Origin of the sequence: Streptomyces sp. NPDC053367 (assembly GCF_044545925.1) — a bacterium.
Taxonomy (GTDB): domain Bacteria; phylum Actinomycetota; class Actinomycetes; order Streptomycetales; family Streptomycetaceae; genus Streptomyces.
On record NZ_JBITYN010000003.1, the window covers coordinates 109,094 to 131,854 of the forward strand.

The window sequence follows — 22,761 nt, forward strand, 5'->3', positions numbered from 1 at the left end:
GGAAGCCCATGGCAACGACCACACCGACCGGTGTGCGGGCCCACGCCAAGCACGGGGGAGGCTCCTCCGACGGCGGGGCGATGTCCCACCGGCAGATCATGGAGGCGCTCTCCGGGCTGCTGCTCGGCATGTTCGCCGCCATCCTGTCCTCGACGATCGTCTCCAACGCGCTGCCCGAGATCATCCAGGACCTCGGCGGCGGCCAGAGCGCCTACACCTGGGTCGTCACCGCGGCCCTGCTGTCGATGACGGCCTCCACCCCGCTGTGGGGCAAGCTCGCCGACCTGGTGAGCAAGAAGGCGCTGGTGCAGATAGCGCTGGTCATCTACATCGTCGGCTCGGTCGTGGCCGGTCTCGCCCAGAACCCCGGCATGCTGATCGGCGCCCGGGTCATCCAGGGTCTCGGCGCCGGCGGTCTGACCGCGCTGGCGCAGATCATCATGGCCGCGATGATCTCCCCGCGCGAGCGCGGCCGCTACTCCGGATACCTCGGCGCGACGTTCGCGGTCGCGACGGTCGGCGGCCCGCTGGTCGGCGGTGTCATCACCGACACGGACTGGCTGGGTTGGCGCTGGTGCCTGTACGTGGGTGTGCCCTTCGCGCTGATCGCCCTGGTCGTGCTGCAGAAGACGCTGCACCTGCCGGAGAGCCGCCGCAAGGTGAAGGTCGACTGGGCCGGCGCCTTCTTCATCACCGCCGCCGTCAGCCTGCTGCTGGTCTGGGTCACCTTCGCGGACGACAAGTACGACTGGCTCTCCTGGCAGACGTACACGATGGTCGGCGGCGCGCTGCTGCTCACGCTCGTCTTCCTGTTCGTCGAGACCAGGGCCGCCGAGCCGATCATCCCGCTGCACCTGTTCCGCAACCGCACCATCGCGCTGGCCTCCGTCGCCTCGCTGTTCGTCGGTATCGCGATGTTCGCCGGGACCGTGTTCTTCAGCCAGTACTTCCAGCTCGCGCGGGACAAGTCCCCGACCATGTCGGGCGTCATGACGATCCCGATGATCGCCGGCCTGTTCGTGTCCTCGACGGTCTCGGGGCAGATCATCACCAAGACCGGCAAGTGGAAGGCCTGGCTGGTCAGCGGCGGTGTGCTGCTGACGGCCGGTCTGGGCCTGCTCGGCACCATGCGCTACGACACCGACTACTGGAAGATCGCCCTGTTCATGGCGGTCCTCGGCCTCGGCGTCGGCATGATGATGCAGAACCTGGTCCTCTCCACCCAGAACCAGGTCGCCCCGCACGAACTCGGCGCCGCCAGCTCGGTCGTCACCTTCTTCCGCTCCCTCGGCGGCGCGGTGGGCGTCTCGGCGCTCGGCTCGGTGATGTCGACCCGGATCACGCACTACGCGCAGGACACCATCGGGCAGCTCGGCCCGCGGGAGCAGGCCGCCGCCGCCAAGGCCGCCGGCTCCGGGCAGATCCCCGACATGGACCTGCTGCCCGCCCCGATCCGCACCTGGCTGGAGGGCGCGTACGGCCACGGCATCGCCGACGTCTTCCTCTACGTCACCCCGATCGCCTTCCTCGCCTTCGTCGTCACCCTCTTCATCAAGGAGGTCCCGCTGCGCACCAGCGGCGCCCTGGCCCAGGCGGCCGCGGCGAACGAGGAGACCGTCGCCGAGGCCAAGACCGCCACCGCGGCCAACGCCTCGCGGACCCCGGCCTCCGCGCCCACCCGGCCCGCGGCCACCGCCACGGCCACCGTCGCCGTCACCGGTGAGGAGCCCGTGTCCGGCGGCGTCCCGGTGCACGGCGTCGTACGAGGCGCGGAGAGCGCCCCCGTCCCGAGCGCCGCCGTCACGCTGATCTCCCTCTCGGGCCGCCAGCTCGGCCGCTCGGTCGCCCAGTCCGACGGCTCCTACACCGTGGACACCCCCGGCCCCGGCTCGTACGTCCTGATCGCCGCCGCCGACGGCCACCAGCCGCAGGCGTCCACGATCGTCGTGAACGACGACCCGGTGGCGTACGACATCCTCCTCAGCGGCACCAGCGGTCTGACCGGCACGGTCCGCGCCGCCGAGGACGCGCGGCCGGTCAGCGACGCCATGGTCGTCGTCACCGACGTACGGGGCGAGCTGCTGGCCACGGCGACCACCGGCGAGCAGGGCGAGTTCGCCCTCACCGAGCTGGTGCCCGGCACGGTGACCGTGGCGGTCAACGCCGCCGGGTTCCGGCCGCGTGCCCTGCCCGTGGAGGTCGGCGGCACCGGAATCACCCGTGTCGAGGTCGAGCTGGAGGCGGGTGCCCGGATCACCGGCGTCGTACGGGCCCCGCACGGGCCGCTGGCCGACGCCCGGGTGACGCTGCTGGACGCGGCGGGCAACGTGGCCGGCACCGCGACGACCGGCGCGGACGGGGCGTACGCCTTCACCGATCTGGACGGCGGCGAGTACACGGTCATCGCGACCGGCTACCCGCCCGTGGCCACGTCCCTCACGGTCGCCGGCCCCGGCGCCGACGGCCACGACATCGAACTCGCCCACCCCGGCGAGTAGTTCCCGGCCCCGGCCCGTGGCGGGGCGCGCGCTCTGAGCGGAGGTGCGCGTCCCGCCGCGGGCCGGTCCTTCTTTTCCGACCTGAGGAGTACATGAGATGGGGCTGACCGCGAAGGTCCGTACCCGCGACGGATGGGCCGTGTCGCACGCGGTCGTCACCGTCACCGACATGAGCGGCACCCAGGTGCTGCGGGCGGAGGCGGACGAGGAGGGCGCCGTACGGGACACGACCGACCTGGCGCCGGGAGCGTACACGGTGATCGTGACGGCCGTCGGCTACGCGCCCGCCGCCGCGAGCGCCCTGGTGACCGGGAGCGGACGGGCCGAGGTCGGCACCGTGACGCTGGCCCGGCAGGGCGGGTCCGAGCTGCCGCCGCCCGGGCCGTGGACCGTGGACCCGGCGCACTCCACGGTCGGCGCGGTGGCCCGGCACCTGGGCATCTCCTCGGTGCGCGGCCGGTTCACCGACTTCACCGCCTCGATCGAGGTCGCCCCCGACGATGTCACCGAGTCCCGGGTGGAGGCGGTCATCCGGGCCGCGTCCATCGACACCGGCAACGCCATGCGCGACACGCACCTGCGCTCGGCCGACTTCCTGGACGTCGAGAACCACCCGGAGATCACCTACCGTTCGACCGGCCTCAGCCCGGCGGGCCCGGACCGCTGGACCGTGCACGGGGAGCTGTCCCTGCACGGTGTCGTACGCCCCGTCGACCTGGACCTCGCCCACCTCGGCACCGGCGCCGACCCGTGGGGCGGCACCCGCGCCGCGTTCCGCGCGACGGCCGAGCTGCACCGCGACGACTTCGCCCTGCGCTACAACCAGATCCTCCAGGCGGGCATCGCCGCCGTCGGCACGACCCTGAAGGTGGAGCTCGACATCCAGGCGGTCCGGGGCGAGGGCCTCCCGGCGGTCTGAGGCCGCAGGCGCCCGGCGGGAAACCTCGTGACCGATCAGGACGCGTCAGCCGCGCTCGGCCATGACCTCGATGCCCGCGACCAGCAGGTCGAGGGCGAAGTCGAAGTCACGGTCGAGCATCTCGGCGACGGTGTCCCCGCCACGGGCCGCCATGATGTCGCGCGCCTCCTCGATGGCCTCGCCGGTGCCCGGTGCCTCGGTGACCGCGCTCATCGCGTGGGCGTGGTACTGGTCCGGGGTCATCCCGGCGTCGGCGACCCGCGAGAGGAAGTGGCCCTCGATCGTGCCGTAGCCGTACACGAACTGGAAGACGGCCGAGATCGCGCCGGTCACCCCGCGCGCCGGCAGGCCCGCTCGGCGGATCACCCGCTGGATCGTGCGGGAGAAGGCGAGAGCGTTCGGCCCGATGTTCAGATACCGCCCGGCGAGCGGGGACACCCAGGGGTGGCGCACCAGCAGCGCGCGGTACTCCGTGGCCAGGGCGCGCAGGTCGACCCGCCAGTCCTCGCCGCCGTCCGGGTCGGGCAGGCGCAGCTCGCCGTGGACCCGGTCGAGGGCGAGTTCGAGGAGGTCGTCCTTGGTGTCGACGTACCAGTAGACGGACATCGCGGTGACGTTCAGCTCGCCGGCCAGCCGCCGCATGGAGAACCCGGCCAGCCCCCCGGCGTCCAGCAGCCCCACGGCCACCTCGGTGATCCGCCCCCGGTCCAGGCCGGAGGGCTGCCCGCCGCCGCCTCCTTGCCTGCCGCGCCGGGCCTTCTCCTCGAGCCACACACTGGTCCGCCCTGCGGCAGCCTTCACCATCGGCGCACCTAACTCCTCGACTCCACCAACTGTATGCCCCTCGGGGGCCGCGGGCCGGTCCTTCCGTCAGCTGCCGCTCGCCGCCCGCGTGAGGTCGTAGAACGTGGCCGAACCGGCCGTGACCTCCTGGAAATTGGCCTGGACCCACTCCGAGATCCGGGCCGACGTGCCGGAGTCACCGGCCCTGCCGCCGCCCATGCCGCCTCCCGCGACGAAGTAGTGGATCCTTCCTTCCGCCACGTACTTCTTGAACTCGGCGAGCGTCGGGGACGGGTCCGTGCCGTTGAAGCCGCCGATCGCCATCACGGGCTCTCCGGTGGCGAGCTGGTAGCTCGCGGCGTTCTGTGCGCCGATGGCGGCGGCGGCCCAGGTGTAGCCGTCCGCGTCGGTCTCCAGGAGCTTCTTGGCCTCGTCGCCGACGTTCGCACCGCCGAGGAGCCCGCCGACGCCTCCACCGGGACCGCCGGCCTCGCCTCGGGAGCCGCCGGGAGTGCCTCCCGGAGTGCCGCCGGGGCCGGTGGGCGCGGTCCCGCCGTTCTGGCCGGGGAAGCCGCCGGTGGGGGGCGGGCCCGTCTGGCTGTTCTGGCTGTTCTGGCCGCCCTGGCCGTCCTGGCCGTTCTGTTGGTTCTGTTGCTGGTTCTGTTGCTGGTTCTGGCCGGGGAAGCCGCCGGCGCCGCCCGGTGCACCCGTCGGTGTCCGGCCGCCCGGCATGCCGCCCCCGCCAGGACCGCCCCGGCCGCCCGCGACCGCCGGGCCGGCCGTCACGATGGAGCCGCTGTGCCCCTCCCCGAGCGTGGTCAGGGTGTACGCCGCCGGACCCGCGAGGGCGGTGACGAGCCCCAGGCCCACCACGCCCCGCGCGAGCGTCCGGCCGAGCCTGGCGACGAGGACCAGGCCCAGCGCGGCGGTCAGCCCGCCGACGAGGACCAGCCACTTCAGCCAGGGCAGGTAGCCGGCGGAGCGGTTCAGCAGGACGTACCCCCAGGCCGCCGACGCCGTCATCGCGCCGGCCAGGGTCAGCGAGGCCCACGCCCTGCCGCGTTCCTCCCAGAGGACGGCCGAGCCCATGCCGATCAGGGGTGCGATGTAGGGGGCGAGGGCCACCGTGTAGTACTCGTGGAAGATGCCCTGCATATAGCTGAAGACCAGCGCGGTGATCAGCAGCGAGCCGCCCCAGAGGAGGAACGCGGCCCGGGCGGTGTCCGTGCGCGCGGCCCGCCGTGTCGTCCACAGCGCGGCCACCAGCAGGATCAGCGCGGCCGGGATCAGCCAGGAGATCTGGCCGCCGATGTTCGAGCCGAACATACGGTCCCAGCCGGTCTCGCCCCAGCCGCCGCCCCGGCCGCCGCCCCCTCCGCCTCCGCCGACGCTGCCGGTCTCGTCGCCGTTGATCCGGCCGAGGCCGTTGTAGCCGAAGGTGAGCTCCAGGAAGCTGTCGTTCTGCGAGCCGCCGATGTACGGCCGTGAGGACGCCGGCCACAGCTCGACGATCGCCACCCACCAGCCGCCGGCCACGACCGTCGTGAGACCGGCCAGCAGCACCTGACCGATCCGCCTGCGTACCGTCGTAGGGGCGAGGACGACGTACACGGCGGCGAGCACCGGCAGGATCAGGAACGCCTGGAGGGTCTTGACCAGGAAGGCGAGTCCGATCGCCGCGCCCGCCCACAGCAGCCACTTCGTCCGCGCCTCCTCCAGCGCGCGCAGGGTGCAGTACACGGCGGTCGCCATCAGCAGGGCGAGGGCGGCGTCGGGGTTGTTGAACCGGAACATCAGCGCGGCGACCGGCGTCAGCGCGAACACCGCCACGGTGAGCAGCCCGGCGGCCGCGGTGAAGCGGCGGCGGACGGCGGCGTAGAGGACGGCCGCCGTGGCGACGGCCATCAGCACCTGCGGGAACAGGACGGCGAAGGAGTTCAGGCCGAACACCCGCACCGACAGGGCCATCGGCCACAGCGAGGCCGGGGGCTTGTCGACGGTGATGGCGTTCGCCGCGTCCAGCGAGCCGAAGAACATCGCCTTCCAGGACTGGCTGCCCGCCTGGACGGCCGCCGAATAGAAGGAGTTGGCGTACCCGGAGGCCGTCAGGTTCCAGGTGTAGAGCGCGCCGATCAGCAGCAGCGCGCCGAGGAGCGCCGGGCGCACCCGGCGGTCGTCCTCGGGGCGGCCGCGCCACAGGCGTCGCAGGAGACGCGGCTCGGGCACGGCGGGCGGGGCCCAGGCGGGGGTCTGGGCCAGTGGGGCGGTCATCGGGGGTCCCCCTGGTGGTGGGTGTCGGTGGGGCGGTCGGGGAAGACCCACGCCCGGAAGAGCAGGAAGCGCAGCACGGTCGCCGCGAGGTTGGCGGCGATCAGGACGGCGAGTTCGGTGGAGTGCGCGGGGTGGGTGGCCGCCGCGTTCAGGGCGGCGAGGGAGCCGCTGGTGAGGGCGAGGCCGATGCCGAACACGACGAGGCCCTGCGCCTGGTGGCGTACGGCACCGCCGCGGCCGCGCACCCCGAAGGTCAGGCGCCGGTTGGCGGCCGTGTTGGCGACCGCGGACATCAGCAGCGCGAGGGCGTTGGCGGTCTGGGAGCCGGTGAGGGAGCGGAAGCCGGTGTAGAGGAGGAGGTAGAAGAGGGTGGACAGGCCGCCGACGGCACAGAAGCCGAGGAGCTGACGGGCCAGCCCCTTGGGCACGTCCTCGATCTCGCGGTCGCGCGGGTCGTCGCCGAAGGGCCGGGCGAGCCGGTCCAGCGGCAGCGAACCGGTGGCCAGCGCCCTGCCGACCCGCCAGACGCCCTTGAGGTCGTCGGTCGCCGTCCGCACGATGTGGACCGTGGAGTCGGGGTCGTCGACCCAGTCGACGGGAACCTCGTGGATCCGCAGGCCCGCGCGTTCGGCGAGCACCAGCATCTCCGTGTCGAAGAACCAGCCGGTGTCCTCCACCAGCGGCAGCAGCACGCGCGCCACGTCCCGGCGGATCGCCTTGAACCCGCACTGCGCGTCGGAGAAGCGGGCCTGGAGCGAGCCGCGCAGGATGAGGTTGTACGAGCGGCTGATGAACTCCCGCTTGGCGCCGCGCACCACCCTGCTGCCGCGGCTGAGCCGGGTGCCGATCGCCAGGTCGGAGTGGCCGGAGATCAGCGGCGCGACCAGCGGCAGCAGGGCGTTGAGGTCGGTGGACAGGTCCACGTCCATATAGGCGAGGACCGGCGCCTCGGACGCCGACCAGACGGCCCGCAGCGCCCGGCCGCGTCCCTTCTGCTCCAGCCGTACCGCCCGCACCTCGGGCATCCGGGCCGCGAGCCACTGCGCCACCTGCGGGGTGGCGTCGGTGGAGGCGTTGTCCGCGACGGTGATCCGGAAGGGGTAGGGGAAGGTGCGGGCCAGGTGCTCGTGCAGCCGCCGCACACACGGCTGGAGGTCCTTCTCCTCGTTGTACACGGGGATCACCACGTCGAGGACCGGCGTACCGGCTGCCACGGCCGGGAGGTGCTCCCGCGCCGGCAAGGTGCCGGGGAAAGAGTCGGTTCGCATGACGACGACGGTCGTCAATTCCCCTGTCGTACCGGTGTGGTGAGGCTGTGCCGCACCTGTGAGTCCAGGGCCGTCGCCCGCACGAGGGCCGAGCTCACGGCGGTCTGTGTCCTCTCCGTGGGTGCGGCCGGGAGGTGGACGGTGAACACGGTCCGTCCGGGGGCGCTGTCCACGGTCACCGCGCCGCCGTGCGCGGTCACGACGGCCTGCACGATGGCGAGGCCGAGGCCCGTCGAACCGGAGGCCCGTGAGCGGGAGGAGTCGCCGCGCGCGAACCGCTCGAAGACGTGCGGGAGCAGCGCGGGCGGGATGCCCGGCCCGTCGTCCTGGACGTCCACGCGCAGCCACGGCCCGGCGCGGCGCACCCGCGCGGTGACCGTCGTACCGGGCGGGGTGTGGGTGCGGGCGTTGGCCAGCAGGTTGACCAGCACCTGGTGCAGGCGTGCCGTGTCCGCGGCGACCGGGGCGGGCTCGTCCGGCAGGTCCAGGCGCCAGTTGTGGTCGCCTCCCGCGGCCCGCGCGTCGCTGACCGTGTCGACGACGAGCGGCACGAGGTCGGTGTCCTCGAACCGCAGCGGCCGGCCCGCGTCGAGCCGGGCGAGCAGCAGCAGGTCCTCCACGAGCAGGGTCATCCGGCTCGCCTCGGACTCGATCCGGCCGAGCGCGTGCCGGGTGTCGGGGCCGACCTGCTCACGGCCGCGCCGGGTCAGTTCGGCGTAGCCGCGGATGGAGGCCAGCGGGGTCCTCAGTTCATGGCTGGCGTCGGCGACGAACTGCCGTACCCGTGTCTCGCTCTCCTGGCGGGCGTGCAGGGCACCGTGGACGTGGTCGAGCATCCGGTTCAGCGCGGCACCCACCCGGCCGACCTCGGTGTGCGGGTCGCACTCCGACTCGGGCACCCGTTCGTCGAGGTTCACCTCGCCGCTGTGCAGGGGGAGTTCGGAGACGCGGGTGGCGGTGGCCGCGACCCGGCGCAGCGGGCGGGTGGCCACTCCGACGATGACCGTGCCGGCCAGCGAGGCGGCGATCAGCCCGGCCGCGGTGACACTGACCTCGACGAGGACGAGGGTGTTGACGGTGCCGGTGACACCGCTCGTCGGCACGGCCACGTAGTAGCTGCGGGCGCCGTCGAAGCTGCTGTCGTACCGCACGCGGTACTGGCCCAGGCCCGGCAGGTCCACGGTGTGCCTGGCGCCGTCCTGGGACACGGAGTTGAGCGCCTCGGTCTGCGCGGCGGTGAGGTCCGCGGCGTCGACGAACGGGTCGTCGGTCTCCTTGCCGACCTTGGCGTCGGTGATCGCGCCGTGGCGCACCTCGGCGAGGAGCGTGCCCTTGGGCTGCGGGCCCATGGAGACGAAGTCGTCGAGATCGGTCCTCCCGCGGCCCGCGCTCCCGGGCTTTCCGTCGGGCGGCCCGACGACCGCGCGCATCACGGCCTCGTCCAGCTGCTTGTCGAGCTGCTCGTACAGGTGCGAGCGCAGCGCGAGCGTGGTCACCGTGCCGATCACCGCGCACACCACCGCGATCAGCACCACCGACGCGACGACGAGCCGTGTGCGCAGCGTGCGCGGCTGTCCGGCCCCGAACCGCCGCGCACGCCGCGGACGCGTCCGCCGCCGTCCGGTCACGAGACGGCGGGCTTGATCAGATAGCCGGCGCCGCGCCGGGTGTGGATCATCGGCTGCCGTCCGGCGTCGATCTTCCGGCGCAGATAGGAGATGTACAGCTCGACGACGTTGGCCTGCCCGCCGAAGTCGTACGACCACACCCGGTCGAGGATCTGTGCCTTGCTGAGGACGCGCCGCGGGTTGCGCATCAGGAAGCGCAGCAGCTCGAACTCGGTGGCGGTCAGGTGGATGCTGTCCCCGCCCCGGGTGACCTCGTGGCTGTCCTCGTCGAGGGTGAGGTCGCCGACGACCAGCACGGACTCCGAGCGGCGGTCGGCCGCGCCGGAGCGCCGGATCAGCCCGCGCAGCCGGGCGACGACCTCCTCCAGCGAGAACGGCTTGGTGACGTAGTCGTCGCCGCCGGCCGTGAGCCCGGCGATCCGGTCCTCGACCGCGTCCTTGGCCGTCAGGAACAGCACCGGCACGTCCGGCAGCTCCCGGCGCAGCCGGCCGAGGACGGACAGGCCGTCCATGTCGGGCAGCATCATGTCCAGGACGACGGCGTCCGGGCGGAACTCCCGCGCGGTGCGCACGGCGCCCTGGCCGTCCCCCGCGCTGCGGATCTGCCATCCCTCGTAGCGCAGGGCCATGGACAGCAGCTCGGTGATCGACTGCTCGTCGTCCACCACCAGCACGCGGACGGGGCTCCCGTCCGGCCTCAGCAGTTCGGTGCGCCCCTGGGGCGAGGTCGTGGTCATACGCCCCAGAGTGTCGTCGGCCTCTGAGAGCGCCCTTTCGGGAATCTGTGATTCCGCTGAGAAACCCACAGCGGTCTCTCAGGAATCACCTGGGCAGCCGCGAGACGGAGGCCGGCTGCGCCGCCCGTTCGAAGGAATGGCTGTGCTCGACCTTGGCGATGTGGATCGTGTACCGCTCGTACCAGTTCTCCCTTCCTCTCTGCTTGGCCGCCCGGTGCTCCGCGTCGGCCCGCCAGCGTTCGATCCCGGCCAGGTCCCGGAAGTAGGCGACGGTGACCGACAGCCCACCGGGAGCACCGGCCGAGTCCTCCCCGAGGAACCCGGGTATGTCCCGCACCAGTTCCCCGAGACGTGCGGCGGTCTCGGCGTAGGCGTCCTCGTCCCGGCCGGTCCGTACGGAGGTGAAGACGACGGCGTAGTAAGGGGGTTGGTGCGCGCGCACCGGCGCGACGGCGTTCTCGCTCATGCCCGCAACGATGCCCGGGCGGTGCCGCCCGGGCCACGCCCCTTACGGAAAGGGATCCGTACGGGATCCAAGTCTTTACCCCCGGCCCCGACAGCAGGGCCCCGGCCCGCCTGCCCCCCCCTGGAAAACCCCTAGAAAAGTCCCTCCTGTTGGTGCAGCCCGGTCCTGAACTCCCGCACCGGCAGGGAGAGGTCCGGCCCGGCCGCGGCCGGCATCAGCTCCCAGCCGGTCATCAGCCGGGTGTCGAGCACGACCACCCCGCGCGAGGTGGCCAGATGCAGATCGGGCCCGGCGGCGGCCACCAGCTCACCGCTCACCCCGCCGCCCGCGACCAGCTCGCGCACCTCCCCGACGGCGGCCGGCGCGGTGTGCAGCCCGAACACCTCCAGATGGTCGACCGCGCTGAACGCCTCACGCGCCAGCGACTCCGGCCAGCCGCTCAGCGCCCGCGCCCGGCCGTGCAGGTCTTCGATCTCGGCGGCGCGCTCCGCCGGCGTCCCCGGCAGAAACGCCCGTACGGCACGCTTCTCGGCGTACGGGATCCGGTCCGGCACCCCCAGCGCGGCCCGCAACAGCTCCTCGGTGCGCCGCGCGGCCATCAGCGGTCCCCGGCCGAGCCAGCTGAAGCACACGGCCCCCTGCTCCAGCAGCCGCGCCGAGCCCCGCTCCAGCGCGGTGATCCCGACCTTGACCAGGCCGGGACCGAACCACGCCACGTACACGTGGTACGGCCTCGGGTCGTCCGCGATCGTGTCCGCCGCGACCGAGTGCGCCCGGTCCAGCCGCGCGCACTCCTCGCACCGCGCACCGGTCCCGCGCCCCGGCACCACCGCCCCCACCGGACACGCATGTCCCCTGGCTCCCACACACGTGCGCACACCCCCCTCCGCGACCTTGAACGCGACCCGCCTCCCCCAGCGCAGCGGACTGGCCCGGCCCCCGTCCCACACGAGCACGGGCCCGTCCGCCGGCCACCGCAGCCCCGAGCACTTCCACGCCTGTCCCATCCCTCACGAGACTAGGACCCACCACTGACAACGCCCCCGCCGGCGAAAGCCGCCAGGCATGAAAAGACCCGAAGTCGCGGCCCCGCAAGGGCGACTTCGGGCCGGTCTCCGCCCCACAACGCCAGAGGCCCCGGAGTGATCCGGGGCCTCTGTTCACTGTGCACTCGGCAGGATTCGAACCTGCAACCTTCTGATCCGTAGTCAGATGCTCTATCCGTTAAGCTACGAGTGCTTGTCTTTAGTTTTTCGCCTCCGCTCCCGGCCCTTTCGGCCCGCTCGCGGCGACAGGAAGAACATTACATGACTGCCGCCGACATGTGAAATCCATTAGGCACACCCGGCCTGACCTGCGAAAACTCCGAAGTGGGGGTGTGCGGGGGAAGGTCGCGGGAGGACGGGCCGTCCAGCAGTGGACAGATGATCGGGTTCCGCTCGAAGATGATCACTGCTCGGTACCCCCCACTCCCGCCGAAGGACCCGCATGCCCCCCGCACGTCCGCCCCGCCGGTCCGTACAGCTGTGCCGCGCGCTGGGGCTCGGCGTCGCCGCGTTGCTCGCGGCCGGCGCCTGTGGGGGTGGCGAGGAAGCACCGGCCAACTCGGCCGCTGCGCCCGGCTCCGCCGCTCCGCCGCGGCTCGGCGCGGTGCCCGTCCTGTCCGGCACCGCCCGCCTCGTCTTCCCCCTTGACGCCTACGACGGCCGGCCATCCGACCAGCCGCTGCTGGAGCGGGCGCAGGACGAGCTCGCCGTACGGTGCATGGCGCGGTACGGCTTCACCTACGTACCGCCGGAGCGGAACGCGCGGGCTCCCCGGCCGGCCAACGCCCGGGTCTTCGGCGTGGTCGACCCGCGGGAGGCCGCTGTGTACGGGTATCGCGATCCGGGGGCCGCGGCCGGTGACCGGCGGGCGCCCGTGGGCGTCGAGCTGTCCGAGGAGGGGCGGCTGACGCTGTACGGGGAGCGGGTGGACCCGGCGGAGATGCCGATGAGCCAGGAGGAGGCCGAGCGGGAGGGCGGCAGCGGCCGGAAGGCCGGCGGAAGGGCCGTGCCCGTCGGCGGGTGCAACCGCGAGTCCTTCCTCAAGCTGTACGCGCCCACCGCCGACTCCGTCGACATCATGTTCGTCTTCAACCTCAAGGCCCGGGCGAAGGCGCAGAGCGAGGCCGACGCGCGCGTGGTGCGCAACGACGCCGAGTGGGCCGCCTGCATGAAGGCCGCCGGCTACGAGGACGCCGCCGACCCGATGCGGGCCGTCCAGCAGCTGGGGCTGCAGGACGACCCTTCGGGGCCCGCCGCGATCGCCGCCGCGAAGGCGGACGTCGCCTGCAAGCAGAAGGTCAACCTCGTCGGCGTCCGGTACACGGTCCAGTCCGCCTACCAGAAGCGGCTGGTCGCAGAGCACGCCGCGACCCTCGAACTCGCCGGGAAGCAGCAGGAGGACCGCTTGAAGCGAGCGGCCGCCCTGACCCGCTGACCGGCGCGTACGGAAACACCGCACCGCACCACCACACAGGACGCCGTCAGATATGACGCGTTCATGAAGAAGGGGTTACCCATGTTCAGCACCACCGGCTCCCGTATAGGTCTCACCCTCGGCTCGGTCGCCGCCGCCGTCGGCATGACCGTGCTGACCGCCGGCCCCGCCTCGGCCCTCACCGAGAAGAACGGCCTGCTCACCCAGTACGAGATGGGCTTCTACTACAACTCCGACCAGGGCGGCTGCGTCTTCGACATCTTCTACCCGGACTCCAACTTCAGCGGCGACGTCTTCAAGGGCTCCTGCGCCGGCTCCGGCCAGAGCGTGAACAACAACGCGGCGTCGTACCACAACATGGACGTCAGCCAGTGGTCCGTCTACACCGGCTCGGACTACTCGGGCACGGTCGGCTACATCCCCGCCGGCTACGCGGGCAACGCCTCCTCCACCTTCAAGAACGCGATCAGCTCCGCCCGCCCCACCGGCTGATCACCGATCGTTCCTCCCCGGACCCGCCGACGCGTGCCGCTCGGCGGGTCCGCCCCTTTCCCGGCCGGGAGACGGCCGGGAAACGGAGACGGCCGGGAAACGGCCAGGAGACGGCCGGGAAACGCAAAAAGCCCGGGGAGTCCAGCCGATATCGGATATCAGCCGAACTCCCCGAGCAGGAGCGGAGGCGGAGGGATTTGAACCCTCGATGGGCTTTAAAACCCAAACCGCATTAGCAGTGCGGCGCCATAGACCGGACTAGGCGACGCCTCCAGCACAACCCGCCCGCGCGAGCGCGGAGGGTGCGTGCAGATGATGACACAGTCGAGCGGCGTGCCACCAATCGGCTCCCACGGTACTAGGCAGGCGGGCCGCAGGGCAAAGGGCTTCCGCACCGGCGCGCGCCCCTCCCGGACCGCGGAGATGTCCGGGGCCATCAGGCGCAACGTCCGGGGCCCCGGCCCCGTTGGGCAGGGCATGTCGCACCTCTCCCGCCCCGCCCAGCGCTCCTGCCGGATCCTCGGCCGGGCCGTCCTCGTCTCGGTCGCCGTCCTCGGTTCACCGTCCCTCGCCTCCGCCGCGCCCTCCCCGGCGGCACCGCCCGCGCTGGAGGGTGACCGGCTCACCGTCACCGTGCGGGACGCGGGCGGTGGGGCCGACGGGACGTACGAGGTCACCTGCCATCCCAGCGGCGGCAGTCACCGCGATCCGGCCGGGGCCTGCCGCGCCCTGGGGCGGAACACCCGGTGGGGCGGGGACCCGTTCGCGCCGGTGCCCGGCGGCAGCGTCTGCACGATGCAGTACGGCGGGCCCGCCACCGCCCATGTGACGGGCGTGTGGGCCGGGCGGCCCGTCGACGCGCGGTTCGACCGCGGCGACGGCTGCGAGATCGAGCGCTGGAACCGGTTCGTGCCGCTCCTGCCCGCGGCCACCGGATGAGCAGAGCCATCGGCTGAACAGAGCCATCAGCTGGACAGAGCCATCAGCTGAATGGAGCTACCGGCCGACCGAGACCGGCAGCTGACCTAAACCACCGGCCGACCGAGACCGGCAGCTGACCGAAACCACCGGCCGACCGAGACCGGCAGCTGACCGAAACCACCGGCCGACCGAGACCGGCAGCTGACCGAAACCACCGGCCGACCGAGACGGACAGTTGACCGAGACCGATGACCGACCGAGACCACCGGCCGGGCGAGACCGGCGGCTGGGCAAGGCCGCCCGCCGGGCGAGGTGACCTGGGCACACGCGCGTGCGGGCGTCCGTGAAGGCCCCGTGCGGGTCTCGCGCCCGGCCGGTGCGGGTCTCGTAGCCGCGTGTCCCCGGGTCGTGGCACGTCTCCCGTATCGGGCGTCGCGAGCGCAACGACAGCCCTTAGACTCCCTCGCGTGACACCCCGCGGGCCGGTTGGCAAGATGGCCCGAGCGGTCGGCAAGGTGCGGTAACAGGAGGGAAGCGTCTCGTGAGCAGCAGGCCACCCCGAGGCGCTGCTCGCCTCGCAGCCATACTCGACGCCCTGCCCGACGCGTTGGTCCTGGTCAACGCCAACGGCACCGTCGTCAACGCCAACGCCATCGCGCTGGAGGCGTTCGAGGCGCCCGGCACGGCACTCGTCGGGCGCGGGCTGCTCGATCTGCTGCCCGAGTTCGACTCCAAGCTGATCCCCGGCTCCATGCGCCGCCCGGACCACGTCGACCCGCGCGCCCGCACCCGGCCCACCCGGATGATCGCGCGCCGCACCGACGGCTCCGAGTTCCCGGTCGAGGTCACCAGCGCGAATCTGGAGAACGGCCAGCAGGCGTACGACGGTTACGGCTACGCCGCCGACGAGCTGCTGATGCTCGTGGTGCGCGACCTCACCGGCACCATCGACACCGAGGCCGAGCTGGCCCGCTCGCAGCGGCAGACCGAGATGATCCTGCGGGCCGCCTCCGAGGGCGTGGTCGGCACCGACACCGACGGGCGGATCGTCCTGGTCAACCCGGCCGCCGCGCAGACCCTGGGCTACCGGGCCAGCGACCTCGGCGGCAAGGAGCTGCACACCCTCGTCCTGCACTCGCGCGCCGACGGCTCCCCGTTCCCGTACGACGAGTCGCCGCTCGCCGACACCCTGCGCTCCGGGCGCAAGCACCGGGTGCGCGGGCAGGTGTTGTGGTCCAAGGCCGGGGACAAGGTCTCGGTCGACCTCACCACCGCGCCCGTGCGCGACGGCGACCAGCTCGTCGGCGCCGTCATGACCTTCACCGACCGGCGGCCCTACGACGCCCTCGCCGAGGAGAAGGCCGCCGTCGAGGCCGCCCACGCCGAGGAGCTGGAGCGCCTCTCCGAGGAGCACGCCGCCGACCTCACCGCGCTGCGCCAGCAGCACGTCGCCGAGCTGGAGGAGCTGCGCGAGGGGCACGCCGAGGAGCTGGCGGCCGGCGAGGACCGGTACGCCGCCCTCGCCGAGCGCGAGAAGGACCGCTACGAGGCGCTGGCCGCCCGGCACGAGCAGTTGCTGACGCTGCTCGGCGGCTCCCTGCGCGGGCCGCTGGACGAGCTGCGCCGCGAGCTGGCCGCGCTCGCCGCCGACGACGCCGGACAGCTGTGGCCCGAGGCCAACCAGGTCCTGCACCACCTCTCGGCGGGCTACTCCCGCATCACCACCCTCATCGACAACGTCCTCGGCTACCAGCGCCTCGACGCGGGCGACGGCCAGATCGCCCGTACGAAGGTGATGCTCGACTCGGTCGTCGCGGCCGGTGTCGACGGGGCCGTGGAGCTGATCGGGCCCGGCCGGGTGCAGTTCGCCGTGCACGCGCCGCCCATCGAGGCGGAGGTGGAGCCGGCCCTGCTCGCCACCGCGCTGGCCCACCTGGTCGCCGATGTCGCGGGCGTGGACGCCACCGGCAACGCGCCCGTGTCCGCGGGCGGCTACATGGACAACACCGTCGTCGTGGCGGCCGCCCAGCGCGGCGAGGTCGTCCGCATCGAGGTGCGCGGACCGTACGCCGGGGGAGACCCGGTGCACGAGCCGATCGTCCGCGGGATCGTGCGGGCGCACGGCGGCGTCCTGCAGACGCACGAGGTGCCGGGGATGAGCGGCAACGCCTACGTCCTCGAAGTGCCGATCGGCAGCGGCGCGGGCGCGGTCGCCGCCGAGGCGGCGCGGCTCCCCGCCCTGGAGGCTCCCGCGGAGGCGGGACAGACCTCGGGCGGGCGGCGCCGGGCCCGGCGCGGCTCCACCGACGCGTTCCTGGACGGCGAGATCCACGGCGAGGCGCCGGGTCAGGCCCCCGGCGAGGTGCCCGGCGTGGCCGACGGCGTCGACGCCGAGTCGGGCGTCCCGACCGGGCGGCGCCGCAGGCGCGCGGCCGCCGCCGCGGAGGACGTGCCGCAGGCGCAGGTGCCCGCCGCACCGGAGGCCGCCGAGGCCCCGGGCGGCAGCGGTACCGGGCGGCGGCGCGGGCGTCCGGCGGAGCCCGCGGGCGGCGACCCGGCCGACGGGACCGTGGGGGCCGGGGTGGCCCTGCCGCAGGCCGCCGAGGCGGTGAACGGTGTCGCCGAGGGGTCCGTCGTCACCGCCGACGAGCATGCCGCGGGCACCGCGGCCGTGGGGACCGGGCTGGGCGGCACCGTGCCGCCGCAGGGGATGCCCGCACCCACCGGACGGCGGGCCCGTCGCGCAGCCGACCAGAACGCGCTGCCGCCCGCCCTGCCCTCGGCGCCCTCCGCCGAGCCTGCCGAGTCCGCGGCCCTGGAACTCGCCGCCGGACCGCAGCCCACCGGACGCCGTCGGCGCGCCCTCGCGGCCGCGCAGGAGCGGGCGAACGCGCAGGAGGCGGCGCCGCGGACGGTGTTCGCGCTGCCGCCGGTGGACACGGGGGCGGACCCGGGCCCGGCCGCCGAGCGGCCGGCCGAGGACACCGACGGGCATGGCGGGCAGCCCCTGCCCGCACCCGCACCCGCACCCGGGGCGGCTCCGGCACCGGCTCAGGTCCCGGCTCAGGGTCATGGCCCTGCCGCGGTCCCCCTCCCCGGCCAGACACCCGCCCCTGCCCCCGTCCCCGCGCAGGGCCTCCCCGGTGCCGTCCCCTCCGACGACCACGCCGGACGGCACGACGCGGTCCCGCACGCCCAGTCCGCCGACCACACCCCGCCGCAGCCGCACCCCACGACCCAGCCCACCGGACGCCGCCGCCGCGCGGTGGCCCAGCCCCCCGTCGAGGGCGCGGGCACACCCGCCCAGGGCGTCCCGGTGCAGCAGCCGGACACCATGACGGGCCAGGCCGGCGTCCCGGCCCAGGCCACCCACGGCCAGGGCGTCCCTGCGGCACCGGCGGCGCCCGGCACGCCGACACCGCCGCAGGGCACCCATGCCCCGCACGGCACCCACGGCCACGGCACTCCCCTGGCACCGGCCCAGCCCCTGCCCGCCCAGGGCATCCAGGGCACCCACGGCCACGGCGTCCAGCCGGCCCCGGCCCGGACGGTCCCGGCCCAGGCCCAGCCCCTCCCGGCCGCCGCCCCCCTTCCCGCGGAGGCACCCGCCACCCCGGCGGCGGGCACGCCCACCCCGGCCGCGCCGCTGCCTCCCGCCCGGGAGACCCCCGGCACGCCCGCCACGGGCACCCCCACCCCCACCACCTGGCCTCCGGGCGCCCCCGCCGCGCAGCCCCTGCCGCTGCCGGCCGAGGCGTCCGCCCCGGTGGACCCGAACTCGACGCAGGGCCGTGCCATAAGCGTGCGCACGCTGGGCCAGGGCGTGCCGTTCACCCGGCAGGCCGAGCAGGTGCAGCAGGCCCAGCCGCTGCCGACCGCCACTCCCGCCCCCCACCAGCCGGGCGGCTCCGGACGGCGCCGCAAGCTGGGCACGCCCCCGGACCCCACCGTCGTGCGGCAGGAGAACGTACGGCCCGAGCAGTCCGTGCGGTCCGAGCCGTCGGCGCGGCCGCATCCGCAGGGGGCGCAGGCGCCTGGCGGGCAGCCGTTGCCCGGGGCGAACGCGTCCGAGGGGGCGGGGCGGTCGTACGCCATAGGCGCTCCGGACGAGAACGCCGCCGAGGGGCCCGAGCCGCTGGACGGGCCGGGCGGCGCGGTGGAGGTCGCGGACACCCCGCGGCCGCAGCCGCTGGACGACGAGCTGCCGCCGGAGCCGCTGGACAACCCGCGGCGGCTGCTGGTGTGGCCGGCGCCGGACGTCAGCACGCAGCAGGCGCTGAGCGACCGCGGCTACCGGCCGGTCATCGTGCACTCGCGCGAGGAGGTGGACGCGCAGATAGCGGCGTTCCCGGCCGCGCTGTTCGTCGACCCGCTGACCGGGCCGATCACCCGGACGGCGCTGCAGTCGCTGCGGCAGGCGGCCGTCGCCGCCGAGGTGCCGGTCATGGTGACGGCCGGCCTCGGGCAGGCGACGCGGGAGGCGGCGTACGGCGCCGATCCGGCGGTCCTGCTGAAGGCGCTGGCGCCGCGCGACAGCGAGCAGCACCCGCCGCGGGTCCTCCTCATCGAGGAGCACGCGGAGATCGCGCTGGCGCTGACGGCGACGCTGGAGCGGCGCGGGATGCAGGTGGCGCGGGCCGCGAGCGACGCTGACGCGGTGGCGCTGGCGGGGCAGTTCCGGCCGAACCTCGTGGTGATGGACCTGATGCAGGTGCACCGCCACCAGGCCGGGATCGTGGACTGGCTGCGCGCGAACGGGCAGCTCAACCGCACCCCGCTGGTCGTCTACACGGCGGCCGTCGACCCGGCGGACCTGCCGCGGCTGGCGTCGGGGGAGACGGTGCTGTTCCTCGCCGAGCGCTCCACCAGCGGTGAGGTGCAGGCGAGGATCGTGGACCTGCTGGCCCGCATCGGGACGAACTGACCGCCGGCGCCTGCCGACCGGACCAGGTCGGCCGAGACGTCGGGCTCTAGGGGGCGACCAGCCTGCGTGCCGCTTCCTTGATCGAGGCGCGCAGGCGGTCGGCGTCGGTGTCCGCGCCGCCCACCAGGATGCGCTTCATCTGCGGGACCACGGCGGCCCAGTTGGCCAGTGCGACCAGCAGGAACAGCAGGTCGCGGGCGGGGATGGCGTCGCTGACGACCCCACGCTCCTGGCCGTCCCTGAGAGTGGCGACCTTACGGGCGTAGTGCTCCTGCCGTTCGGCCTCGTCGGGCAGCTCGGTGGTGCCGTACTCCAGGCCCTCCCAGAAGAGCAGGCGCAGCAGTTCCGGGTGGGCGGCGTGGTAGTCGAGGAGCCGGTCGATCCAGCCCTCGATGTCGTCGGGGTCGACGGGGACGGCGACGGCCAGGTCGAGCATGCACTTGTCCAGGACCTTGGTGAACAGCTCGGCCTTGTTGCCGAAGTAGGCGTAGATGAGCTGCTTGTTGGCCTTGGCCTCGGCGGCGATGCGGTCGATGCGGGCGCCCGCGATGCCGTGGCGGGCGAACTCGGCGACGGCCGCGTCGAAGATACGGGCCCGGGTGGCCTCGGGGTCCCTGACTGCTCCCATGGGGACAGGGTAGCGGCGGGAAGGCTCTAACCAACTGGTTGGTTGACACGGAATCGGAGCGCGGCCCATGCTGTTGCACCTGATGTTCCAACCAACTGGTTAGTTATTGGAGTCGGCTCGAAGGGGCCGCGCGAAGGAGGAGTCCCTCGCCATGCCGTCAGCGACGTCAGCAACGTCAGCCGCGGTCAGCACGCCGACCGCGCACCCGGCCCCGCCCCAGGCGGCGCCCCCGTTCTTCCTCCCCCTCCTCGCCGTGGCCAGCGCGGTCACCGCCGCGAACATCTACCTCGCCGCCCCGCTGCTCTCCCTCATCGCCCGTGACTTCGGCTCGACGCCCTCCGGCGTGGCCTGGATCGCCTCCGTCGCGCAGGCCGGCTACGCCCTCGGCCTGCTGTTCTTCGCCCCGCTGGGCGACACCGTCAACCGGCGCCGGCTCGTCACCGTCCTCACCCTGCTCACCACGGCCGCGCTGGCCGCCAGCGCCGTCGCCCCGGGCACGGGTGTGCTCGCCGCCGCCGTGTTCGTCACCTCGGCGGCGACCGTCGTGCCCCAGCTGCTGGTCCCGCTGGTCGCCGAACGCGCCCCCGCCGCGCGCCGGGCCCGCCATGTCGCGGCCGTGATCGCGGGGCTGTTCACCGGGATCGTCGGCGCACGGGTGCTGGGCGCGCTCGTCGGTGAGACCTTCGGCTGGCGGTGGGTCTTCGCGGGCGCGGGTGTCCTCACCCTCGCGCTGGGCCTGGCCACCACGGTCGTCCTGCCGTCGCGGCACCGCCCCCGCACCGGCTCCCTGCTCGCCGGGATCGCCGCACTGCCGGGACTGGTGCGCCGCTCGCCCGACCTGTGGCGGGCATGCCTGCGGCAGGCCGGGATGTTCGGCGCGTGGAGCGCGCTGTGGACCTCGCTGACGCTGCTGCTGACCGGGGAGCCGTACCACCTCTCCACCGCCACCGCCGGACTCTTCGGCCTCTTCGGGCTGGCCTCCGCCGTGGTGGCCCTGCCCGCGGGCGGACTCGTCGACCGGTTCGGCGCGGCCAAGGTGGTGCGCGGGGCGTACGTCCTCGCGGCCGCCTCGGTGCCTCTCTTCTGGCTGGGCGGGCACGTGATGCCGGCCCTGTTCGCCGCCGCGCTGCTCATCCACGCGGCCCTCGTCGCCTCCCATGTCGCCAACCAGACCCTGGCACTGACCTCCACCACCGCACCGGCCGCCGCCAACACCGCCTACGTCGTCTCCGGCTTCGCGGGCGGCGCCGCCGCCTCGGCCCTCGCCGGGCCGGCCTTCGACGGGTTCGGCTGGAGCGGGGTGGCGGGGCTGGCGGGGCTGTGGCTGGTGCTGGGGTGGGGGGTGACGGCGGTACGGGGCGGGCGCCGGTGAGACCGGACGGCCGGCGGTGAGACCGGGCAGGCGGCGCTGAGACCGGGCGAGCGGTGGCGAGTCCGTCGGCGCTGAAGCCGGGCGGCCGGTGGTGAGACCGGGCGGCCGGTGGTGAGGCCAGGCGGCCGGTGGTGAGGCCAGGCAGGCGAGCGGCCGTGAGTCCGGGCCGTCGGCGCTGAGGCCGGGCGGGCGGCGGTGAGGCCAGGCAGGCGAGCGGCCGTGAGTCCGGGCCGTCGGCGCTGAGGCCAGGCAGGCGGCGCTGAGGCCAGGCAGGCGGCGGTGAGACCGGGCGGCCTGCCCACCCGCCCCCTCCGGCTTCCCCGTGTCACCCGTCGTACGGCGGACACCTGGGCCCGCTACCATGCGCTCCGCCGTCGCCTCAGGGGTGGCGGCGGTCCGTTTTTCAAGGGGGATTTCCGGTGTTCGTGCTGTCCATCCTGCTGCTCATAGCGGCGGTCGTGCTCTTCTTCGCCGGACGGGGACGCACCCCGGCCAGGAACTGGCTGCTCGGGGCGGCCCTCAGCGCCCTGGGCGGTGTGCTGGCCGCGGTGTTCGCCTGTGTCCACGTCGTCAGCGCCTACGAGGTCGGGGTGCCGGTGACCTTCGGCAAGATCGGCTCCCCGATGCCCTCGGGCGTCCACTTCACATCGCCGTTCACCGACGTCACCTCCTTCACGACCCGCCCGGTCGACCTCGACCTCAACGACGAGGACACCGTCGAGGTCCGCTCCTCCCAGGGCGGTGTGCTGTACGCGGACGTCACCATCAAGTGGGCGGTGGTGCCGGAGAAGGCGGTCGCGCTCTACCGACTGGCGGGCAGTCAGGAGGCTATCGAGCAGCGGCTGGTGCTGCCCGACAGCCGCGAGATCATCCGCAACGTGTTCGCGCAGCACACCAGCGAGGAGGGCTACGCCTCGGCCCGCGAGCAGATCGGCGCGGAGATCGAGAAGGCGGTCAGGGAGCGGCTCGCCGTACGCGGGATCGACGTCAACACCGTCAACCTGCGCAACGTCAGGCCGTCGAAGAAGCTGCAGGAGCAGATCGACAAGAAGATCCAGCAGGAACAGGCCACCGAGCGGGCGGTCGAGGCGTCCCGGACGGCCAAGGCGGAGGCGGAACGCAAGCGGATCGAGGCCGAGGGCACCGCCCGCGCCAACAAGATCATCGAGCAGTCCCTGAGCGACAAGGTGCTCTACAACCAGTGCCTGGAGGCCTACCGCGAGGCCGCCAGGGCCCACCCGGTCTACGCGGTGCCGTGCGGCACGGGCACCGGCGGGGCACCGGTGATCGTGGACGGCACCAAGGACTAGGTGCTCGTACGACACGGCAGCCCCCGGCGCACCGCACCGGGGGCTGCTCTGTCGTACGGGGGC

Annotated in this window: 15 protein-coding genes, 2 tRNA genes and 1 pseudogene; 8 read left to right on the forward strand and 10 right to left on the reverse strand. The window is 73.7% G+C overall.

The annotated features are described in order from the left end of the window. Positions 1 to 8 precede the first annotated feature (8 nt). Positions 9 to 2,498, forward strand: a complete 2,490-nt coding sequence (locus tag ACIGXJ_RS10150) for an MFS transporter (protein ID WP_399642896.1) — start codon at positions 9 to 11, stop codon at positions 2,496 to 2,498. Between the two features lie 97 nt (positions 2,499 to 2,595). Next, a complete protein-coding gene (locus tag ACIGXJ_RS10155) occupies positions 2,596 to 3,417 on the forward strand; it encodes a YceI family protein (RefSeq protein ID WP_399642897.1) in 822 nt (273 codons plus the stop codon). Positions 3,418 to 3,462: 45 nt separating this feature from the next. Here ACIGXJ_RS10155 and ACIGXJ_RS10160 read toward each other — a convergent pair whose 3' ends face one another. The 8 genes and pseudogenes from ACIGXJ_RS10160 to ACIGXJ_RS10195 form a co-directional block, all read right to left on the reverse strand. Next, entirely contained in the window at positions 3,463 to 4,221 is a 759-nt protein-coding gene (locus ACIGXJ_RS10160; RefSeq protein WP_399642898.1) for a TetR/AcrR family transcriptional regulator, read from the reverse strand. A 66-nt stretch (positions 4,222 to 4,287) separates the two neighbouring features. Beyond that, complete coding sequence (locus tag ACIGXJ_RS10165; RefSeq protein ID WP_399642899.1) at positions 4,288 to 6,471, reverse strand: ArnT family glycosyltransferase; 2,184 nt, start codon at positions 6,469 to 6,471, stop codon at positions 4,288 to 4,290. Between the two features lie 32 nt (positions 6,472 to 6,503). Then, positions 6,504 to 7,739 (reverse strand): annotated as a pseudogene (locus ACIGXJ_RS10170) (glycosyltransferase); the annotation flags it as partial. Between the two features lie 14 nt (positions 7,740 to 7,753). Beyond that, positions 7,754 to 9,367 carry an ATP-binding protein gene (locus ACIGXJ_RS10175; protein ID WP_399642900.1) on the reverse strand — a complete coding sequence of 538 codons (1,614 nt, stop codon included), beginning with the start codon at positions 9,365 to 9,367 and terminating at the stop codon, positions 7,754 to 7,756. Continuing rightward, the gene (locus tag ACIGXJ_RS10180; RefSeq protein ID WP_399642901.1) at positions 9,364 to 10,104 is read right to left on the reverse strand and encodes a response regulator transcription factor; all 741 of its coding nucleotides are present in this window, start codon (positions 10,102 to 10,104) and stop codon (positions 9,364 to 9,366) included. Before ACIGXJ_RS10180 ends, ACIGXJ_RS10175 begins: the two co-directional genes overlap by 4 nt. Before the next feature lie 85 nt (positions 10,105 to 10,189). Continuing rightward, complete coding sequence (locus tag ACIGXJ_RS10185; RefSeq protein ID WP_399642902.1) at positions 10,190 to 10,570, reverse strand: antibiotic biosynthesis monooxygenase family protein; 381 nt, start codon at positions 10,568 to 10,570, stop codon at positions 10,190 to 10,192. A 131-nt stretch (positions 10,571 to 10,701) separates the two neighbouring features. Beyond that, entirely contained in the window at positions 10,702 to 11,577 is an 876-nt protein-coding gene (locus ACIGXJ_RS10190) for a DUF2797 domain-containing protein (RefSeq protein WP_399642903.1), read from the reverse strand. Between the two features lie 159 nt (positions 11,578 to 11,736). Next, positions 11,737 to 11,809: transfer RNA gene (locus tag ACIGXJ_RS10195), tRNA-Arg, on the reverse strand. A gap of 249 nt (positions 11,810 to 12,058) precedes the next feature. Here ACIGXJ_RS10195 and ACIGXJ_RS10200 point away from each other — a divergent pair. Together ACIGXJ_RS10200 and ACIGXJ_RS10205 are read left to right on the forward strand one after the other, a co-directional pair. Next, positions 12,059 to 13,051, forward strand: coding sequence for a hypothetical protein (locus ACIGXJ_RS10200; protein ID WP_399642904.1), 993 nt, complete (start codon positions 12,059 to 12,061; stop codon positions 13,049 to 13,051). 81 nt (positions 13,052 to 13,132) lie between these two features. Beyond that, positions 13,133 to 13,543, forward strand: a complete 411-nt coding sequence (locus tag ACIGXJ_RS10205) for a peptidase inhibitor family I36 protein (RefSeq protein ID WP_399642905.1) — start codon at positions 13,133 to 13,135, stop codon at positions 13,541 to 13,543. A 182-nt stretch (positions 13,544 to 13,725) separates the two neighbouring features. On the opposite strand, the gene ACIGXJ_RS10210 is transcribed toward ACIGXJ_RS10205, so the two are convergent. After that, a tRNA-Ser gene (locus ACIGXJ_RS10210) sits at positions 13,726 to 13,816 on the reverse strand. Positions 13,817 to 14,020: 204 nt separating this feature from the next. Here ACIGXJ_RS10210 and ACIGXJ_RS10215 point away from each other — a divergent pair. Together ACIGXJ_RS10215 and ACIGXJ_RS10220 are read left to right on the forward strand one after the other, a co-directional pair. Beyond that, on the forward strand, positions 14,021 to 14,482 hold the full coding sequence (locus ACIGXJ_RS10215) for an SSI family serine proteinase inhibitor (RefSeq protein ID WP_399642906.1): 462 nt from the start codon (positions 14,021 to 14,023) through the stop codon (positions 14,480 to 14,482). 523 nt (positions 14,483 to 15,005) lie between these two features. Further along, positions 15,006 to 19,388, forward strand: a complete 4,383-nt coding sequence (locus tag ACIGXJ_RS10220; RefSeq protein ID WP_399642907.1) for a PAS domain-containing protein — start codon at positions 15,006 to 15,008, stop codon at positions 19,386 to 19,388. Between the two features lie 46 nt (positions 19,389 to 19,434). Here the strand turns inward: ACIGXJ_RS10220 and ACIGXJ_RS10225 are convergent, their stop codons facing one another. After that, entirely contained in the window at positions 19,435 to 20,016 is a 582-nt protein-coding gene (locus tag ACIGXJ_RS10225; protein WP_399642908.1) for a TetR family transcriptional regulator, read from the reverse strand. 151 nt (positions 20,017 to 20,167) lie between these two features. On the opposite strand from ACIGXJ_RS10225, the gene ACIGXJ_RS10230 reads away from it, so the two are divergent. Next, a complete protein-coding gene (locus ACIGXJ_RS10230) occupies positions 20,168 to 21,388 on the forward strand; it encodes an MFS transporter (protein ID WP_399642909.1) in 1,221 nt (406 codons plus the stop codon). Positions 21,389 to 21,807: 419 nt separating this feature from the next. Next, entirely contained in the window at positions 21,808 to 22,698 is an 891-nt protein-coding gene (locus tag ACIGXJ_RS10235; RefSeq protein WP_399642910.1) for a prohibitin family protein, read from the forward strand. The last annotated feature ends 63 nt before the right edge of the window (positions 22,699 to 22,761 follow it).

Excerpts from the sequence above, each read along its gene's own strand:
- ACIGXJ_RS10180 (WP_399642901.1), bottom strand. The coding sequence starts at position 10,104 with ATGACCACGACCTCGCCCCAGGGGCGCACCGAACTGCTGAGGCCGGAC.
- ACIGXJ_RS10185 (WP_399642902.1), bottom strand. The coding sequence starts at position 10,570 with ATGAGCGAGAACGCCGTCGCGCCGGTGCGCGCGCACCAACCCCCTTAC.
- ACIGXJ_RS10215 (WP_399642906.1), top strand. The coding sequence starts at position 14,021 with ATGTCGCACCTCTCCCGCCCCGCCCAGCGCTCCTGCCGGATCCTCGGC.
- ACIGXJ_RS10155 (WP_399642897.1), top strand. The coding sequence starts at position 2,596 with ATGGGGCTGACCGCGAAGGTCCGTACCCGCGACGGATGGGCCGTGTCG.
- ACIGXJ_RS10225 (WP_399642908.1), bottom strand. The coding sequence starts at position 20,016 with ATGGGAGCAGTCAGGGACCCCGAGGCCACCCGGGCCCGTATCTTCGAC.
- ACIGXJ_RS10200 (WP_399642904.1), top strand. The coding sequence starts at position 12,059 with ATGCCCCCCGCACGTCCGCCCCGCCGGTCCGTACAGCTGTGCCGCGCG.
- ACIGXJ_RS10160 (WP_399642898.1), bottom strand. The coding sequence starts at position 4,221 with ATGGTGAAGGCTGCCGCAGGGCGGACCAGTGTGTGGCTCGAGGAGAAG.
- ACIGXJ_RS10230 (WP_399642909.1), top strand. The coding sequence starts at position 20,168 with ATGCCGTCAGCGACGTCAGCAACGTCAGCCGCGGTCAGCACGCCGACC.
- ACIGXJ_RS10205 (WP_399642905.1), top strand. The coding sequence starts at position 13,133 with ATGTTCAGCACCACCGGCTCCCGTATAGGTCTCACCCTCGGCTCGGTC.
- ACIGXJ_RS10165 (WP_399642899.1), bottom strand. The coding sequence starts at position 6,471 with ATGACCGCCCCACTGGCCCAGACCCCCGCCTGGGCCCCGCCCGCCGTG.
- ACIGXJ_RS10150 (WP_399642896.1), top strand. The coding sequence starts at position 9 with ATGGCAACGACCACACCGACCGGTGTGCGGGCCCACGCCAAGCACGGG.
- ACIGXJ_RS10190 (WP_399642903.1), bottom strand. The coding sequence starts at position 11,577 with ATGGGACAGGCGTGGAAGTGCTCGGGGCTGCGGTGGCCGGCGGACGGG.